At 55.8% G+C, this 16,754-nt stretch carries 17 protein-coding genes and 1 pseudogene; 6 read left to right on the forward strand and 12 right to left on the reverse strand.

All coding sequences use genetic code 11. The features are described 5' to 3' along the window. Nucleotides 1-13 precede the first annotated feature (13 nt). Nucleotides 14-373 carry an SDR family oxidoreductase gene (locus INT32_RS13745; RefSeq protein WP_370540237.1) on the reverse strand — a complete coding sequence of 120 codons (360 nt, stop codon included), beginning with the start codon at nucleotides 371-373 and terminating at the stop codon, nucleotides 14-16. Here INT32_RS13745 and INT32_RS22175 point away from each other — a divergent pair. Continuing rightward, nucleotides 365-690, forward strand: a pseudogene (locus tag INT32_RS22175) (AraC family transcriptional regulator); the annotation flags it as partial. The gene INT32_RS13745 and the pseudogene INT32_RS22175 overlap by 9 nt on opposite strands. A gap of 183 nt (nucleotides 691-873) precedes the next feature. Beyond that, nucleotides 874-1,164, forward strand: a complete 291-nt coding sequence (locus INT32_RS22180) for a helix-turn-helix domain-containing protein (protein ID WP_255509718.1) — start codon at nucleotides 874-876, stop codon at nucleotides 1,162-1,164. Nucleotides 1,165-1,221: 57 nt separating this feature from the next. On the opposite strand, the gene INT32_RS13755 is transcribed toward INT32_RS22180, so the two are convergent. From INT32_RS13755 to INT32_RS13765, 3 genes are read right to left on the reverse strand one after another with little or no spacing between them, the layout of a single operon-like run. Then, on the reverse strand, nucleotides 1,222-2,208 hold the full coding sequence (locus INT32_RS13755; RefSeq protein ID WP_193089309.1) for a trans-acting enoyl reductase family protein: 987 nt from the start codon (nucleotides 2,206-2,208) through the stop codon (nucleotides 1,222-1,224). A 45-nt stretch (nucleotides 2,209-2,253) separates the two neighbouring features. After that, nucleotides 2,254-2,595 (reverse strand): nuclear transport factor 2 family protein, encoded by a 342-nt coding sequence (locus tag INT32_RS13760; protein WP_226817043.1) that lies wholly within the window; start codon nucleotides 2,593-2,595, stop codon nucleotides 2,254-2,256. Further along, the gene (locus INT32_RS13765; protein ID WP_226817045.1) at nucleotides 2,579-3,175 is read right to left on the reverse strand and encodes a VOC family protein; all 597 of its coding nucleotides are present in this window, start codon (nucleotides 3,173-3,175) and stop codon (nucleotides 2,579-2,581) included. The genes INT32_RS13760 and INT32_RS13765 overlap by 17 nt, the downstream gene beginning before the upstream one ends. A gap of 131 nt (nucleotides 3,176-3,306) precedes the next feature. Here INT32_RS13765 and INT32_RS13770 point away from each other — a divergent pair, with 131 nt between their 5' ends. After that, nucleotides 3,307-4,188 carry an AraC family transcriptional regulator gene (locus tag INT32_RS13770; protein ID WP_193089310.1) on the forward strand — a complete coding sequence of 294 codons (882 nt, stop codon included), beginning with the start codon at nucleotides 3,307-3,309 and terminating at the stop codon, nucleotides 4,186-4,188. Nucleotides 4,189-4,646: 458 nt separating this feature from the next. On the opposite strand, the gene INT32_RS13775 is transcribed toward INT32_RS13770, so the two are convergent. Beyond that, nucleotides 4,647-5,390 carry an SDR family NAD(P)-dependent oxidoreductase gene (locus INT32_RS13775; RefSeq protein WP_193089311.1) on the reverse strand — a complete coding sequence of 248 codons (744 nt, stop codon included), beginning with the start codon at nucleotides 5,388-5,390 and terminating at the stop codon, nucleotides 4,647-4,649. 62 nt (nucleotides 5,391-5,452) lie between these two features. Here INT32_RS13775 and INT32_RS13780 point away from each other — a divergent pair, with 62 nt between their 5' ends. Beyond that, entirely contained in the window at nucleotides 5,453-6,040 is a 588-nt protein-coding gene (locus INT32_RS13780) for a TetR/AcrR family transcriptional regulator (RefSeq protein WP_226817047.1), read from the forward strand. Between the two features lie 255 nt (nucleotides 6,041-6,295). On the opposite strand, the gene INT32_RS13785 is transcribed toward INT32_RS13780, so the two are convergent. From INT32_RS13785 to INT32_RS13795, 3 genes are all read right to left on the reverse strand, one after another. Continuing rightward, entirely contained in the window at nucleotides 6,296-7,771 is a 1,476-nt protein-coding gene (locus INT32_RS13785) for an aldehyde dehydrogenase family protein (RefSeq protein WP_193089312.1), read from the reverse strand. A 130-nt stretch (nucleotides 7,772-7,901) separates the two neighbouring features. Next, on the reverse strand, nucleotides 7,902-8,981 hold the full coding sequence (locus tag INT32_RS13790) for an MBL fold metallo-hydrolase (protein WP_193089313.1): 1,080 nt from the start codon (nucleotides 8,979-8,981) through the stop codon (nucleotides 7,902-7,904). 73 nt (nucleotides 8,982-9,054) lie between these two features. Then, on the reverse strand, nucleotides 9,055-10,134 hold the full coding sequence (locus tag INT32_RS13795) for an NAD(P)-dependent alcohol dehydrogenase (protein WP_370540235.1): 1,080 nt from the start codon (nucleotides 10,132-10,134) through the stop codon (nucleotides 9,055-9,057). Nucleotides 10,135-10,335: 201 nt separating this feature from the next. On the opposite strand from INT32_RS13795, the gene INT32_RS13800 reads away from it, so the two are divergent. Further along, nucleotides 10,336-11,235: a LysR family transcriptional regulator gene (locus INT32_RS13800; RefSeq protein WP_193089315.1), complete on the forward strand. Its 900-nt coding sequence runs from the start codon at nucleotides 10,336-10,338 to the stop codon at nucleotides 11,233-11,235. 16 nt (nucleotides 11,236-11,251) lie between these two features. On the opposite strand, the gene INT32_RS13805 is transcribed toward INT32_RS13800, so the two are convergent. Next, nucleotides 11,252-12,913, reverse strand: coding sequence for an MFS transporter (locus tag INT32_RS13805; RefSeq protein WP_193089316.1), 1,662 nt, complete (start codon nucleotides 12,911-12,913; stop codon nucleotides 11,252-11,254). A gap of 211 nt (nucleotides 12,914-13,124) precedes the next feature. Here INT32_RS13805 and INT32_RS13810 point away from each other — a divergent pair, with 211 nt between their 5' ends. Next, nucleotides 13,125-14,006, forward strand: coding sequence for a pirin family protein (locus tag INT32_RS13810; protein ID WP_193089317.1), 882 nt, complete (start codon nucleotides 13,125-13,127; stop codon nucleotides 14,004-14,006). Between the two features lie 722 nt (nucleotides 14,007-14,728). On the opposite strand, the gene INT32_RS13815 is transcribed toward INT32_RS13810, so the two are convergent. From INT32_RS13815 to INT32_RS13825, 3 genes are all read right to left on the reverse strand, one after another. Beyond that, nucleotides 14,729-15,265 carry a nuclear transport factor 2 family protein gene (locus INT32_RS13815; protein ID WP_226817049.1) on the reverse strand — a complete coding sequence of 179 codons (537 nt, stop codon included), beginning with the start codon at nucleotides 15,263-15,265 and terminating at the stop codon, nucleotides 14,729-14,731. Between the two features lie 140 nt (nucleotides 15,266-15,405). Next, a complete protein-coding gene (locus INT32_RS13820; RefSeq protein WP_193089318.1) occupies nucleotides 15,406-15,942 on the reverse strand; it encodes a hypothetical protein in 537 nt (178 codons plus the stop codon). Between the two features lie 30 nt (nucleotides 15,943-15,972). Then, nucleotides 15,973-16,713, reverse strand: coding sequence for an SDR family oxidoreductase (locus tag INT32_RS13825; RefSeq protein WP_193089435.1), 741 nt, complete (start codon nucleotides 16,711-16,713; stop codon nucleotides 15,973-15,975). Nucleotides 16,714-16,754 lie beyond the last annotated feature (41 nt).

The following is a 16,754-nucleotide window of genomic DNA, read 5'->3' on the forward strand; positions in this document are numbered from 1 at the left end:
CTCAGGCCCCCAATTAGATTTGCGAAGCGCCACCGTCGACAAATAACTCAACGCCGTTGATGTAACTGGCGGCATCATTGGATAGAAATACCACCGCATTTGCAATATCTTCGGGCGTGCCAATGCGGCCGACTGTGCTTTGCCCGTTCATGTGTGTAAATGCAGCTTCCCTTTGCTCCGGCGGAAAAAAGGTTTCCAGGCTTTCAGTGTGCACAGGACCGGGACTGACTACGTTGATCCGGATAATGCAATGAATGAATTGCGCAGTATTGTGATGCGCGCCGACAGCAAGTGGACAGACACCGGTATCCCGCGCGTGTCGATGGTTAAGGCAGAAGCGTGTGCGAATCAGGTTTATCAGCCCATGCTTCACCTTGTTCTTCAAGGCAGCAAGAGCCTGTCTATTGGCGGCAATATTTTTAACTATGACGCTGCGACTTACTTTGTTGTTCCGGTTGACGTGCCCGCGACGGGAGAGATCTATGCGGATGGACCTGATCTGCCTTATCAGGCCATCAGTCTGGCACTGGACCGGATGTGATTGCCACTTTGCTGGATGAAAACAGCGATGCCACCGGTGGGCATGAGCGGAAAAGTATGAGCTGTTTTTCAGCGGTCACTGCGCCTGCTGAAATGATTGATGCCTGGTTGCGCATGATGAGACTCATTGACCGGCCAGGGGAGGCTGCTGTGCTTGCCCCTATGATCGAGCGTGAAATTCTTTTTAGAGCGATGCAAGGCCCGCTAAGAGAGGTGCTTTACGATATCGCCTGCCCTGATGGACGGCTGTCACAGATTCGCCGCGCTATCCAGTGGATACGCGAGCATTATACCCAGCCGTTTCGAATCGATAGCCTGGCCGCCATAGCGGATATGAGCGTGGCGGCATTTTATCGTCATTTCAAAACAGTCACCAATATGACGCCCATACAATACCAGAAGCGTCTACGTCTGCTGCGGGCGCGCTGGATGCTTATTTTCGATCCAGGCGATGCCGCAACAATTGCTTTTAGCGTAGGCTATGAAAGCGCGTCACAATTTAGCCGTGAATACGTGCGCCTCTTTGGCATGCCGCCGGCGCGGGATGCGGCCAGGTTCAGACAACCTTCCGCTCTGGCACCGGTTAAGATCGGCGCGATGGATGCACTGGGCTATAACAGCTAAGGTGCAGTTGTAAGCCAAATCACATATTTGATATTTCCTCAACCGGTTACTCGTGCGTTAGTTGCAGTCCGATATGCGCGTATCGGCAATCGTTTGCGCAAAGCCTTTGCCAAATAGCCCGGCCGGTGTCTGAAAGCCAGACCTGTACTCTCCGCCAAGCACGCGCCGTGCTGCTTCGGCTGCTGCCATCGGTGTAAAGGTATAGCCATTTACCGTGTCAAGAACAGAACCCGCTTGCAGCCCGTTTGCCCCAATGACCTGAACCGCCGCCTGATAGCGATTGGCGTTGCGCTCTTCTATCGTCGGCCCGGCGGGCAGGGCGCTCAGCTCGCCTGTGGGGAAGGCATTACCCGACACGTGCACGAACGTCTCAATGTCCGGGACACCGGTCGCTATGCCGATTGTGATGAGGTCGGGCAGTGTCACCGGAAAACACGAGACCGGGCCAGCGCCAAAGTCAAAGACGCCTGCAGCGGTGCTGCTTTTGGTAACCAACTGACCGCCTGAGCGAATGAGCAATTGCGTCGTCAGGTTTTCGCTGGCGCTGACCGCGGAACCGCGCGACATCGAACCGGACACATGCAGTGCAATGCTGATCTTGCGCGGCTCGCTAACGCGCTCTATCGCATGCGCAGCCAGGCAGCCCAGCATTGTCACACTCCCGCCGCTGCCCGGTAGCAGCATCACGCCCGCAGCTTTGGCCTGTGCGTCCAGTTTTTCCGCCAGTTGATAGCTATCGAGCTCCGCGGCGATATCAAGGTAATGCACACCATTACGTATCGCGGCGTGCATGAGCGGGCCTGCGGTATGCATATAGGGCCCGGCGCAATTGAGGATTACCGACACGTCTGACAGCGCTTTGTCGATTGCAGCGTCATTGTCAAGACCAAATACGCGATACTCAGCTTGTGTCTGAGCAGCCAATGCAGATAACGGCTCAGCATTGCGACCTGCCAGAACCAGCGCAAGGCCAGCGGCGTGGGCAAGTTCAGAGGTCATGCTGCCGGTATAACCTGCTGCGCCATAGATCATTAATTTTTTCATGTCATTTACATCTGTAAAAAAGTGGTTAATCAGAATTTGAACGGATTATTCCAGATCTGCGTCAATACGAACAATGCGCCAGCCGGTGTCGAACAAGAAACACAACAAGCCGATCTCGTGACCGAATTCGCCTGTAAAATCCACGCGTACCTGTGCCTGGCCCTGATCTTTGAATTCAGCAGACAGCAAATGGGTCTGCGTGTGATAGTCAACGAAATACCGCTTCAGGTAATCGCTAATGCCGGCATGTCCGGTGAACTGCTTACCGACCGACACATCGTGAATGACCGCCTCCGGTGAGAACAATGCAAGGGCTGTGTCAATATTGAATGCATTGGTGGCTGCAATCAGCTTGTTTACGACGGCTCTGTTATTGAGTGGCATCATCGTGCTGCCAGCTTTTGTAGACGAACTCCAGGCTGTAGCCGTCAGGGTCCCTGACCTGCGCCGCGTAATAGCGGGGGTCATAATGAAGTTGAGGTCCTGGCTTATGGATCTGCGTCGCACCGGCAGCCAGTGCAGCAGCATAGGCTGTGTTTACGATGTCTTCAGAGTTTGCCACAAAACCCACGTGCACCGCTTCAGGCGCCGGCTGTCCTTGTCTTAACCAGAAAAATATCCTTCCTTTGGCGCCGAACCCCATCAAATCTGGATGCCCTGCGGGGCCATCCTTGCCGTCGTAATCATGCCGGTTGGTAATGCCAAGGATGGGCAGCACTTTTGTGTAAAAAGCGATGGCGCTCTCGGTATTGCTTACGGTAAGAAAGATATGATCAAGCATGTTGAATTCCTGGTTTAAATGACATTGCCGCCTGAAATGGCGCTTCTTCGTTCGACTTTCACGGTCGCGGTCGCGGTCCGGACTGCAGTTAAAACAACAATATTGCTTATTTCTTTTTTGATCGCCCGGGCCAACTATACCTGCGCCCATGCGGGGATTGCTGTCAGTATTCTTTACCATCTTCATTGGTTAAATCCGGATGGGACAAGCAAATTGTAGCGTTTGCTTTGATCCGGCACTCTCACGATTCTCCCCAAAACTTGCCTATTTCTGCTTTTTTGTTGACGATCGGCCATAGCCGTGAAAGAATGCTTTTCATGGAAACGCAACTTCAGGAACTTCGGCGCCTGGCTGCCGGGGCAGAAAGCCGGCGAACAGAAACGGGAATACCGCGCGTGGCTATGGTGCGTGGCAAGATCCCTGATCATCTGCTGGCTGCGGTTTATGATCCAATGATCAATTTGATCCTTACTGGGTCAAAGACCATGACCGTGGGGGATCAAACGCTGCGCTATGACCCCGCGACCTATTTCGTCATGTCCGTTGATCTGCCGGCTGTCGGTTCAATCCATCCGTCGGAAGCTGGAGAACCGTATTTGGCTGTCAGTCTCACACTGGAGCCGGCTATCGTCGCCAATTTGCTTGCTGACCTGCCTAAACCTGCAGGCGGCGGGGGCTACAGGCCTGGGTTCTCGGTGGCGCCTGTAACATCTGAACTACTTGATGCCTGGGTTCGCATGCTACGGTTAATGGGACAGCCGGAAGACATTGCCGCACTGGCATCCGTTTACGAGCGGGAAATTCTATTTCGCACGCTTCAGGGGCCGCTGGGGTGGATGTTGCGTGATATTGCAATGCCCGATACGGCGTTATCCCGGGTTGCTGTCGTTATTCGGTGGATCAGAGAGAACCATTCGCTGCCGCTGCGAATAGAGATGCTGGCAGAGATGGCATCGTTAAGCGTTTCGGCCTTTCATCGGCACTTTAAAGCAGTAACCGCGCTTAGCCCTTTGCAATATCAAAAGCATGTGCGGTTGCTGCACGCCCGTTCGCTGCTTCTCGCAGGCGAAGGCAATGCGACCTCCATTGCCTTCAGGGTGGGCTATGAAAGCCCAAACCAATTTAGCCGGGAGTATTCACGCCAATTCGGGTTTCCGCCATCCAAGGATAATGCGCGATTGATATACAAAGCGAAATAAGTAAAGGTGTCCGTCCCGGTGTAAGGGCATAGTTCGTTTGAAATTCTAGAATAATTAATATGCTGCAACGACTTATTACTCCTATGTTAGGGGCTGAAGCGCTCGTTGGCATATATAAAGCGTTATGGGTGCCGCGGTCTCGAACAACTAGCACATGGTAGTACAAGATGCGTATATTCCAGTCATCCGATTGTTTTATACAGATACTACATTCGCACGCATCCCGTGTTTTTCAGCTGAGCAATAACTATAAGACTTGTAGCGAGTTAAAATGCTGTTGTGTAATCTAAATAGTAGGGTGGACACCCGAGAGTTCAAAACTCAATGACAAACAGTACGGAAAATTCAAAGCTGAATGACGGATGTGTTCAAAACTGAATTACGAATTTTTTGTAAGCCGTTGATTCTAATATACTGTGAATTCGTAACTCAATGACAATCGACAGGTTGCCGGAGACCTAAACCGCGTTTACACCGCCATCGACAAAAAGTTCATGTCCGGCAACAAAGCTACTTTCGCTTGAAGCCAGGAAGAGGACTGCTCGTGCTACCTCGTTCGGTTCTCCCAAACGCCCCAACGGCACGCTTTTATTTAGCGCTTCTTCGGCTTCCGGTTGCGAGTCGAGGTAGCCCCGTATCAGGCGTGTTTCTGTTCCACCAGGAGATACCACGTTCACGCGGATGCCTCGTTCCTTAAGGTCATTTGTCCAGCTCCGGGCGAACGAGCGCACCGCTGCCTTGCTGGCGTTATAAAGAGACTGGCTTGGCAGGCCTTTACTGCCAGCGACGGAGCCGTTGAGCACGACAGCGCTTCCCGCTGTCATCAACGGTAGTGCTTTTTGCACAGTGAACACCATGCCTTTGACATTAACATTGAAGATCGAGTCGAAATGTGTATCGTCGATCGCATCGAGTGAAACGGCCTCGTAAATGCCCGCATTGGCGAACACGACATCGACCTTTTGGTGGTCGCGTTGGACCCGTTCGTAAAGCCGAGCGACGTCGGCAGAGTTGGTGACGTCACCTTGCACGCCGACTGCCCCGTGGCCGATCTCTTTTTCGGCCTCGGCCAGTAGTTCTTGCCGGCGCCCTGTAATGTACACGTGCGCACCTTCGAGGGCGAAAAGTTTCGCCGTTGCGAGGCCGATGCCATCGCTGCCCCCGGTTATAACCACGACTTTGTCTTCGAAACGATTTTTCATTTACTCGTACCTTTTTGATAAGTGGAGGGTTGCTCCATATATGATATGGAGGTATCCTCCATTTGACAAGCAAAAAAGGAAAAAAATTGAGTAACGAAGCTACCCTCAGGGCTGACGCACTGAAAAACCGCGAACTTATCCTTTCTGCCGCCGAAGCGCTTTTCCTGAAAAAAGGAGCGGGTGTTCCGCTGGAGGAAGTTGCCAAGCGCGCAGGCGTCGGTATCGGTACGCTTTATCGTCGCTTTCCTACTCGTGAGGCACTTTTGGCCGCTACGAGCAATGAGCGTTTTTTGTCGCTAGCGCAGACCAGTCGTGCTCGCGACGCAGATCTCGCTCCAGGCGACGCGGTACGAGCTTATCTTGAAGATCTTGCTGGGAACACGAGCACTTATCGGAGCCTTGCTGCGTCGATTGGGGCTGTTATCCAATGCGGGACGCCCGGATGTCATGCGATTACCGCGGAAGGGCATCGGCTGCTTCAGCGCGGACAAGAAACCGGCGCCATCCGCCACGATGTCACTTACGAGGATTTCATTTACGTGGTAACAGCCATTTGCATCGCAATCGAAAATGACCGTTCATCTAAATCGCGTATTGGGCATCTGGTAGACTTGTTCCTGAACGGCATAAGCGTAAAAGGTTCGGAATAGCCACCGATATACTTCGCTGTCGAACTGTGCTTGCTCGGCCTACTCTTCGGGGCCGTTTGGCACTTTGCCACGTAAACCAATATATTTCTGAGCTATTTAAAGGAAGCTTTTCCTATGGGGACACCGGACGAGTCGGCTTCCTATGTCGTGGGGTAACGCAGGAAACGCTTACGTAAACAGCGACAGGCTGCTGACATCCGTGAGCGTCGCCGCGCCTCGCCCGCAGTGTGAACGGCCCAACATGCCTGGCCCGTTTTAGCGCTCCGACCCTGTCGAGGGTCCAACCAAGCCAGGATTCAACGCTATGTGCTTGTACTCGATGAAGTCATCAAGTGCTGCACGCCCGTTGAGCCTGCCCAGGCCCGATAGCTTGAACCCGCCTTCTTCTGTGCCGTCATATACCTTAGCCCAATCATTTACGAACACGCTGCCCGCCTCCAGCGCCCCAGCGACGCGCAGGGCGCGGTTGATATCACGCGTCCAGACGCTGGCTGATAATCCGTAGTCGCTGTCGTTGGCAAGACCGATGGCTTGCGCCTCGTTGCCGAAACGCTGGATGGTGAGAACAGGCCCGAACGTCTCTTCCTGCACGATCGCCATGCTGTTGTCGCTGACCTCGAGCATGGCGGGGCGAAAGAACGCTCCCTTGGCGAGCGGGCCATCGGTGAACGGCCCGCCTCTGACGACGGCGGTGGCCCCAGACTCTAGGGCGTACCTGACGACCTCGTCGACACGCGCAACATTGGCTTTGTCGATCAGCGGTCCCATATCACTTGCTGCATCAGAGGCTGGACCCACACGAACGGCCCGCAGCCGGTTGGCAAGCTGGTCCCGGACGGTATCGTACACCCCGTCCTGAACGAGCAACCGGGAACCCGTCATGCAGAACTGGCCGGCGAAAACGGTTAGCGCTTTCTCGAGCACGGGCAGCATGGGCTGAATGTCAGCGTCATCGAACACGATCATCGGAGCCTTGCCGCCCAGTTCGAGTCCGAAGCGCTTCATCCGGCGCGCGCCGACCGCGCCGATGGCAGCGCCGGTCTTCGTGCTTCCGGTAAAGCTGATCGTTGGCACGGCCGCGCTTTCCACCAAGAGCGCGGCGCCCTCTGATCCGCTCTCCGCGAAGATGTTCATGACGCCGTTCGGGAGGTCCTTTACTTCAGAGAGAATGTCTGCCAGTACCGCTGCCGTTTGCGCGACCTGGCCAGGCATCTTTACCACCACTGAACAACCTGCCGCCAGGGCCGGCGCGAACGATCTGGTCCCCAGGATGATCGGCGAATTCCAAGGCACGATAACGCCGGCCACCCCCATCGGTTGGCGCAGGATAACCGACAGGCTGCCCGGTCGCGGCTGCGTGGCACGCCCGGCTTCCGTGCGCGCCATTGCAGCCCAGTAGCGCAGCTTGCTCGGGTTACCATCGACTTCGAATGCGGCTTCACCCCGGACTTTGCCGTTCTCGAGCGAAAGGATGTCAATCAGCCGATCTCGGTTCCTTTCGATCGCCACAGCCATCTGGTCGAGAACCTTGGCGCGAAGTTCTGTGTCGTGCGCCCAGCCCGTACCACGAAAAGCGCGGGAGGCTGCAGCGATAGCAGCAGCGGCAGCAGCACCGCCTTCATCGGCGTAGTCTCCGATGGACTCGTAGGTCGCTGGATTGATGGAATTGCTGCGCTTCGACAAAGAGACGAAGCGGCCATCAATCCAATTATTGGCAGAGTAAGTGGTCATCAATGATTGATCCTAATTTTGTATGGCACGATACGGTTCGCCACCCCTCCGACAGTGGGACGATGTCCTGAAACCGCGATCGCCGTTGTTCCCGCCAGCAGGTGGCGGGAGGGGAGGGGGAGGCTCAGGCTCAGGCGAGGAACGGCGGTGGTTTCTCGCCGCGCAGCCGGTAGTTGGGGCGCGGCCGCTCGAGGCGGATCGATTCCATGACGGTATAGGCGTGGTATTTGGTCTGAGTGGTCACGCCCGCCAGACGCTCAGACCAAAGCTTGCCATTGCTGGTCTTTTTCTCGAGCACATGCTTGGTTGCGTAGTTGACCATCGAATTGATCCAGTTCTCAGACCCAACCCAGAAGCGGTCGAGACCCGGTTTCAGAATAATGTCCATCAGCCGGTCCGACCGGGAGTAGATATCGATGGCTGCCTGCGCGCCTTCGAGAATGTCGGCGAAATACTCGATCGCCTCCTTGACCAGCTCCGGCGTGCCGTACTTCATGTGATGACCGGCAACAAGGAAGTCGAAGTCGTACTCCATGATCTGGTGCTGAGCCTCATACCAGGCAGTGATATTCTGCGAGGCATCGCAGTGCATGAAAGTGGCGCTGCCCGGGCTGATGATGTCGATGCAGGTCAGCACTTTCTGGGCAGGTGCGTAGATAAAGATGTTGCCGGGGCAATGGTTTTCACCCTTGTAGGACAGTTCCAGGGTCACGCCGCCGACCGTTAGTGTGTAGTCTTTCGCGAAGGTGACTGTCGGCAGCGGCCGGCCCGGATCCGGGAAGCGCTCCAGCAGTTCTTTGGTGATCTCGTGGGCGACAATCTCGACGTTCGGCCCGTAGACTGAGGCGGCACCGATATGGTCAGTATGCCAGTGGCTATAGATCACATGCGTCACCGGCTTGTCCGTGACCTCCTCGATCGCGGCTAGCATGTTCTCGCCTAGCGTCGGCGGTGCATCAATCGCGATCACACCTTCGTCTGTCACCACGAACGCGGCATCATAGCCGCCGCTGGTCACCCAGTAGAAACCGTCGCGCAGCTCCTCGCAGTGGTAGCCGAGCTTCTTGAAGCGCTCACTCCAGAAGTACGGCGGATAATAATCAGCTGGGTCCAGCGGATGCTCGCCCGCTTCCGGGAAACCGTAACGGTCAATGCCGAAAAAAGCCGGGGTATCCGATGCCGTGATCGGCTTCTGGTGGTTGTCACACATAATTCGATTCCTTATCAAATGTTTGGGGTAAGGCAATATTGAGGGTAGGGGCAGGCAATTCGTTGACCGATGGTCAGAAGCACAGTACTGCCTTGATGACGCGGCCTGCGGCAACGTCCTCGAACGCTTGGTTTATGTCTTGGAAATCGTAGAAGCTGATGAGCCGATCAAACGGGAAGCGGCCGCTGCGATAGAGTTCGATTAGTTGGGGAATCATCAACGCAGACACGGCATCGCCTTGAATAATGCCCTGGAGCGTCTGCCCGATTGCCAGCCGCGATGCATCAACCGTCGCCCCCGAATGGGCATTGAATGCAACAAAGCCGAAATGTCCCAGGGGCGCTAGTGCGCCAATCCCAGCATCCAGGTTCGACGCCCGACCGCTGGTGTCCAGAACGTACTCAACGCCTCGGTGCTCGATTTGCTGAATGGCGGCGGAGATGTCCACTCCACCAGCTGCGTTAATGACATGCGTCGCACCAAGCTCCATCGCCAGCTTCAGCCTCTGATCGTTCACATCAATGGCAATGATGGTGGCGGCATCGGCCACTTTGGCGCCCATTATCGCCGCAAGACCAACCGCACCGACTCCGAAGATAGCAACAGTGGCACCGACCGGTACCTTCATCGCTTTTAGTATCGCACCCGCCCCTGTCTGCAAACCGCAGCCGAGCGGTCCAAGGATTTCCAATGGGATGTCAGTTGGCACCTTGATTGTGTTGCGTTGATGGGAAAGCGCATATGTGGCGAACGAGGACTGGCCGAAGAAATGGGCATGCAGCTCGCCCGCGTCTTGCGCACTGACACCGATGGAGCCATCCAGTCTTGCGCCTGCAAAGTTGGCGTCCCAGACAGTGTCGCAGTATGCAGGGTGAGACGACAGACAGGGTTTACATTGCCCGCATGAATGATAGGAAAGTACAACGTGGTCGCCGGGCTTCAGATGTGTCACTGTTGATCCGACGCGCTCAATAATGCCAGCGCCCTCGTGCCCCAGAATTGCCGGCAATGGCGTTGGTAACAGCTGCTGCCGGACATGCATGTCTGTCGCGCAAATCCCTGTAGCAACCATCCGCACGAGTACCTCGTCCGGCCGAGGATCTTCAACGCTGACATCATGCATGACGAAAGCGTCATCCTTTCGTTCAATCACGGCAGCACGTGCTTTAGTAGTCATAAATAGTTATACCCGTCTGGAAAAAAAGTGAATGGTGTGGTGTATTTGAGCTGATCATCTGCAGTAGCCGCTGGGAGGCGGCCTGGGCCGATCGGTGATGCCTGCGCAACCCAACCGCTAGTCTGAGCGATTCTGTAGTGTTACACTAGGTATAAAATCTGGCACTTGGAGTTGCTGATGTCGGAACACGCAAGCGTTGACTTGCTGGATGTCATTTCCTTCATCCGGGTGGCAGATACAGGAAGTATTGGAAAGGCCGCCGCACGGCTTGGTATCGCCAAGTCCATCGTGAGTCGCCGCGTCAGTCGCCTGGAGGCCGTCCTCGGCGCTCAATTGCTGACCCGCACGCCAAGAGGTACGACGCTAACCGATATCGGCCGCGCATACCATGCACGCGCTGGCGCCGGCCTGACGGAGCTGGAGTCGGCGCAGGAAGTTGTCAACAAGCTAACGAGTGAGGTCTCCGGCCTGCTCCGCATTCAGGTCCAGACTGCGTTCGGCGAGTTTGTACTTGCGCCACTGCTCGCCGAGTTTGCGCGGCTCCATCCGCGCATCCAGTTCGATATTCGCTTCGATGATCGTTTGGCAGACATGACCGCCGAAGCCTATGACCTCTCGATTTGGGTGGGCGCCGTCTCGGACCAGACACTCATCACGCGCAAACTAGCAAGGGTACAATGGATCGTCGTCGCCAGTCCGGACTATCTAGATGCACGAGGACGACCAAACAACCCCTCTGAAATGAACTCGCACGATGCTCTGCTCCATGCTGTGGATTCCGGTCATTGGCGCTTCCGAGTTGCGGGGCGCTGGGAGCATGTGCGCATGAACTCCGGCTTTCGTACCAGTAACGGGCAAATGCTCCTGGCCGCCGCACGTGCGGATCTAGGCATGGCCGTCGTTCCGAAGTTCATGGTTGAGGATTTGCTGGCGCGCGGTGAGCTCGAAGCGGTGCTGCCTGGCTTTCCACACGAAGGCGCCGATCTGCGAATATACATGCCGCCTGCACGATCCAGTACCGCAAGGGTGCGAGCACTTGTGAACTTCCTTTACGACAGGCTTGCCCCGGGGGTCTGAGCAAATCAACTGTGCTTCAAACCGGCAGCTTCCAGGCCGCCATAATCAGTGCAAAACCAAGCAATGCAAGGGCAGCAAATGCAGTCGTCAAAGCGGTACCAGGCCAAGGCGGTCGCCACTGGCTGTCAAGCTCCTGGGCAGTGGGCGTGCCTGCCGCCCCCGGTTGAGAAGTCAAAGCCGCGTCGCGGTGGGCCCGCAGTTCTGCAAGCTTGCGCCGTATCCTTAGGGTGAGCAGTATCGCAAGATAGATCGTCGTGAATCCGGCGATCACAGCCACTAGGCGCAACGTATCCAAACTGGCGCCTAGCGGCGTCCCACCGGTTGCCCGGCTCCAGTCATTGTGGCTTCCTAGCAGCGCTGGACCAGCCAGCGCCCCAAGCGCGTTGACGATCCCGAATAGAACGATGAAGCTGATCAGCTCCCTGCTGCCGTGTTGAAGTGCGCTAGTGATTCCCAGCAGTAATGCGGGCCCCAGAAAGAACGTTCCTGCAAATGCGATGGCGGCCTGAGTCAGGTAGAAGCGTTGCAGATGATGCGAACCATCCGACATGCTGTCGACTAGGGCGGCACAGCCGATAACTCCGACAGCGAGCATCATTGGCCTGGCAAGCTTCTCGGCATTCACTGTGAGGGCACTAGTCAGAACGCCACCGACCGCTCCGCCGAACATGGCCATCGAGAGCGCGGCCAGTTGCTGCGCCGTGCCGCCCAGCTCGCTCACCACACCGGTCGCAATTGCCTGTTCTGCCAATACAATCCGCGCCATGAATATCGCTACGGCGAAGCGCGCGACCTCTCCGCGCCCGAGCCAGCGAAGGTTTAACAATGGCGTCTGGCGGGACGTCTCAATTGCACCTGCTGCCACCAACATCGGTATGGCGATGAAAAGTGACGCGACTATCCATTGAGCCTGAAACCATCCCTCCCATCGGCCCAGGCCCAGCACAGCAGCGATCAGAGCCAGGCCGCTACCCATGAGAACGAAGGTCAACAAGTCAAGCGGCTCGAAGACGCGGACTCGCTCTGCCGGTGGCAGACGCAACATCCCAACTGCTGCCAGTGAAAGTAGACCGAGTCCCGCCTCGAGAAAAAACAACGAGCGCCATCCTTGGCTGGCAAGTAACGACGGCGCAAGGACGTGCGCCAAGGGCACGGCGCACTGCGTCACTCCGATGCCAAGTACCAGACCTCGCAAACGCCATCTCGCAGGAAAAGCCTGCATCATGTTGAAGAAACAAAGTGGTATCAGTGCTACTGCTACGAACCCGCTGATCGCGCGCACCAACAACGCCGTCTCAAGGCCCGGTACGAACACCAGTATCAGCGCCAGGGCGGCATGAAGGCCCAGGAATGCCAGGGCGAAGCGACGCAGGCCGTATTGCTGTCGAACCTTGATCAACAGCAAGTTGGCTGAAACGGCGGTCATCACATAACAGGTCGATAGCCAAGCCACTTGGTGGACACTCAGGTTCAGTATTTGCTGCAAATGGAGTGTGGTGGCACTCACCAGTGCGCTGCTCAGACCCGCAGTTGTCCCAACCAGCACCGCGACAAGTACGTAGGCCAGTCGAGTAGCCGGCCCATGGGTCGGTGTTGCAGGCGATCCGGGGACGGGAGAGCGCTCATGCGCGGGGAATTGCACAACCTCCTCAACAAGGAGGTCACGAACCGTGGTCATTGAGCGGTGCTCATGCTGGCTATCGGGGTAAATTGGCATTGGCAAAGTATATAAGGCCACCTGCTTATCTTTGGATTGCGCATTGAGCAACGCTGGGTTCTCAAATGCGCATCTGGATCCAGGTCAAGTAGGTCCAGTATGATGGACAGGAATGCCGCGGCGGTGTCAATTCATGACGAGCCGCCCTGAACCGACGAGAAGGACTTGAACAATGCTTGAGAGATCGATTAATCGTGTTACCAGAATACCCGCATTAGGCCCGGGCTTCGATGGCGAGAGGCATCAGGCCGCTTTGGTGATCGCACCGGGCGATCTGCCCGCGACCGATCCTTTCTTCCTCATGGCCGATGACAACATCACGCGCGAAGGAAGGTTTGGAGAGTCGCACCCCCATGCCGGGCTCGAGACCGTGACCTTTATGCTCAACGGCACGATGGAGGATACCGGAGGACGGCTGGAGCAAGGTGATGTCGAATGGATGACGGCTGGCAGTGGCATCGTCCATTCCGAGAATGCGATGGTCTCCACCGGAATGCGCTTATTCCAGCTTTGGCTGATCTTGCCCGAGGCGCACCGCAACATGCCACCACGGGTGCAGATCTTACGCCGCGCCCAGATGCCGGTGCACGCCGAGCCTGGTGTCCTGGCGACGGTCTACAGCGGTCAGTCAGGGGACGCGGCGGCCCCTACAATGAACGCCGTCCCGGTTACGTTGATCGACATTCAGTTGGAGCCAGGGGCTACCTTCGCATCGCATTTACCCGCCTCCTATAACGGATTTTTGGTAGTGCTTGATGGAGAGGTAAAGGCCGGCGCCACAACCGATAGACTCGCTAAAGGTATGGTGGGCTGGACAGAACCCATGGGCGATGGGGACAGTTTCCTTACCTTGCGGGCGGGTGATAGTGGCGCTCGTCTGCTGCTATACGCCGGCCAGCCACAGAACATTTCGGTGGTTGCCAAGGGGCCGTTCATCGCTGGATCCCACGAGGAAATGGCCGGCTACTATTCCGCTTATCGTCATGGAAAGTTCCCCCATGCTGGAACGATGCGACCTGTAGCCCACTTCAGTGAAAATAATGTAGACACTTGAGTCATGGCCAGTGCGTAGATTCCTCCTGGCCGCTCTTTGATCCTAGACCCTTGTCCTTTGGCGTTTTGGTTACTCGGGATTGCGGTATCAAGGTTATCGATGAAGCTTATATTGATAAAACTTATGACTTGTAGCGCGCACAAAATTGTGCAACCTAAGTAGTGGGGCGGGCGGCCGAGAATTCAAAACTCAATGACAAACAGTACGGAAAATTCAAAACTGAATGACAGATGTGTTCAAAACTGAATGACGAGTTTTTTGTAAATCGTTGATTCTAATATATTGGGAATTCACAACTGAATGACAATCGACATGGGGGTCGACAATCGAACCATCCATAATCCGCTGAATGGCCTGATCAATGTTGTGCAAAGGGACAAAAACCACTCTTTTGGCCTAACTGGGTGCTCAAACCGGTCCTCGATGGTCAGATCGAGCTGCGCCCTCCGGCAGGCGCGTATGTCGTGCGCCCGCTTAGCCCACACCCGTTACGGACGATACGTGTCCTCACTGAATTCTTGATTGAGTACTTTAAACAGTCCCTTACTTTGGGAAACCTGCTCTTGGCTGAAACGTTCATCGCCCATGATGACTTGAAGGAGGTTTAGCGCCCCAGCAGTAAAAGCCGAACCGCCGAACGCAAACATCCACATCGAATACCTCGGAGGGTGCGGCCGGCAGCATTTTTAAAAATATCCCAGCATACCCACCGGCCGAGCTCGTTACTCTTTGCCCACCTTAAAGGGGCCCGCGTCTTCAGATGTCTTCACCGTCCATGAGCCGGACTGCCGGAACGAGCTGGCAGACGCATAGGTATCTTCCATGAACTGGAAATAGATCATCTTTCCGTCACGGACCTTGGCGTGGACGGAGAACGGTGAGGTGAACACGCGGTCTACTGCAATGGACCGATAAGTGAACTTACCGAAAATCGCGACGTCCTCGCCAGAAGCGAGTTTATCAGTGACGGTGAAGTCTTCGGTTTTCCAGTAATCCGCAAGCTGCAAGAATAGGTTACTGAAGGCTTCCGGACCTTTGTTTGTGCCGGTCCACGGTAGGATTTTCTGCAGTTCCGGATTGTTGAAGTTGAGAGAAATATAGGTCGCGTCTGGAGCCGCCAGCCTCTGTGCCGCAGCTTCAACCTTATCGGGCGCCGTGTTGGAAAGAAATTCCATAACAACCGAGAGTGAAGCCGCAGACTGCGCTTCGCTAGCCGACTGTGCTGCAGCGAGCGACTTAATTTGAGGAATGGTGTTCATGAGTTTTCTCCGTTTATTTCGTTAATTACCGCTAGCGGTTCGTGGCATTTCACGTTTGCGAGCCAGGGTGATAGGGTGAGCCATGTGCGAAAATACTGGAATCTAATCTGGTGAATGGCTGGATGGCGCTTGATCATCGGCTACTTGTCCTTGTCCGATTCTGCGAACATCCATGGGCGCAGGGTTCGATGAACGCGAGGAAGGATCACCCATGTCAGAGTGACCGTGAGTACGATCGAGCTTGCTGTCAGTAGCACGAGCCAGTTCACTGAGTCTGCAAGGGGGCGGACCAGGACCACATTGACAACAAGCAAAGTCGGGTAGACACCCAGCCATGTCGCAGCCGCCTGCTTCCATTTGGGCATGCTGGCTGATCCCGGAATGCTGACGATGCTGGTATGACCGGCTTGCGGCTGGATGGTCCGCAATGAGTAATTTAAGCCCTCCGCGCGCAACAGCAGGAATGCGTCCGATACCAGCCAACTGTCCAGTTGTTCCTGGGAGTCGAACTGCACCACCGTATGGGATATCGCCGGCCCTTGATCAAGCCGAATAATGGAGCGAAAGCCGGACGCTGCGCGAACGCTCTCTCCCATTTTTTTCGCCCATTCAACGAATGCCTGTTCGTGCGCAGGGCGAATAATGTGACTGACGACAACACCAGCAATTTCAGTCATGCTCGTTATTCCTTTTATCTGCGTGGTTGCTTATGCATTTGCCCCGCCGTCCACAGTCAGGGCGATGCCAGTCACCATTTTTGCGGCAGGGCTTGCAAGGAACACGACCGCGTCAGCGATCTCTCTTGGCTCGGCGTAACGCCCGATTGAGGACAGAGCTCGCTGGAAATCTGCACTTTCTCCATCGGCCGGGTTAGCCTCAGTATTGGTCGATCCGGGTTGGACTAGATTGACCGTAATGCCCTGCGGGCCGAGTTCGCGCGACAGCCCACGAGTGAACGAGAGCAGTGCCGACTTCGACATGGCATAAGCCGTGATACCCGGAAACGGGACGCGCTCTGCTAAAGCCGATCCGATCGAGATGATGCGACCGCCCTCGCGCAGGTGCGGTATTGCGGCTTGTGCCGCAACAAAGGGACCGCGGACGTTGACGTCCATCATCGCCTGGAATTTGGCCAGATCGACCTGCGCGACAGGGCCGTTGAGCCCGAGGGCGGCATTGTTGACGAGAATATCGAGACTGCCAAGCGTTTCGACGGTCTCGCTGACGGCCCGCTTTATGGCATCCGGATTGGCACTGTCGGCTTCAATAGCCAGGCCACGGCGACCCAGTTTCTCGATCGAAGCCACGATGCTTTGCGCATTCTTGGCCGACTTTTGGTAGGTGATGGCCACGTCCGCGCCGTTAGCGGCCAGGGCCTGTGCGATTGCGGCGCCAATGCCGCGGGAACCGCCAGTGACCAGCGCGCGTTTGCCTGTAAGACTCATAATATTTTTTCCTTTTATGACATGAATGACCAAAAAATGTCCCA

Source organism: Advenella sp. FME57 (assembly GCF_014897675.1).
Taxonomy (GTDB): domain Bacteria; phylum Pseudomonadota; class Gammaproteobacteria; order Burkholderiales; family Burkholderiaceae_B; genus Advenella.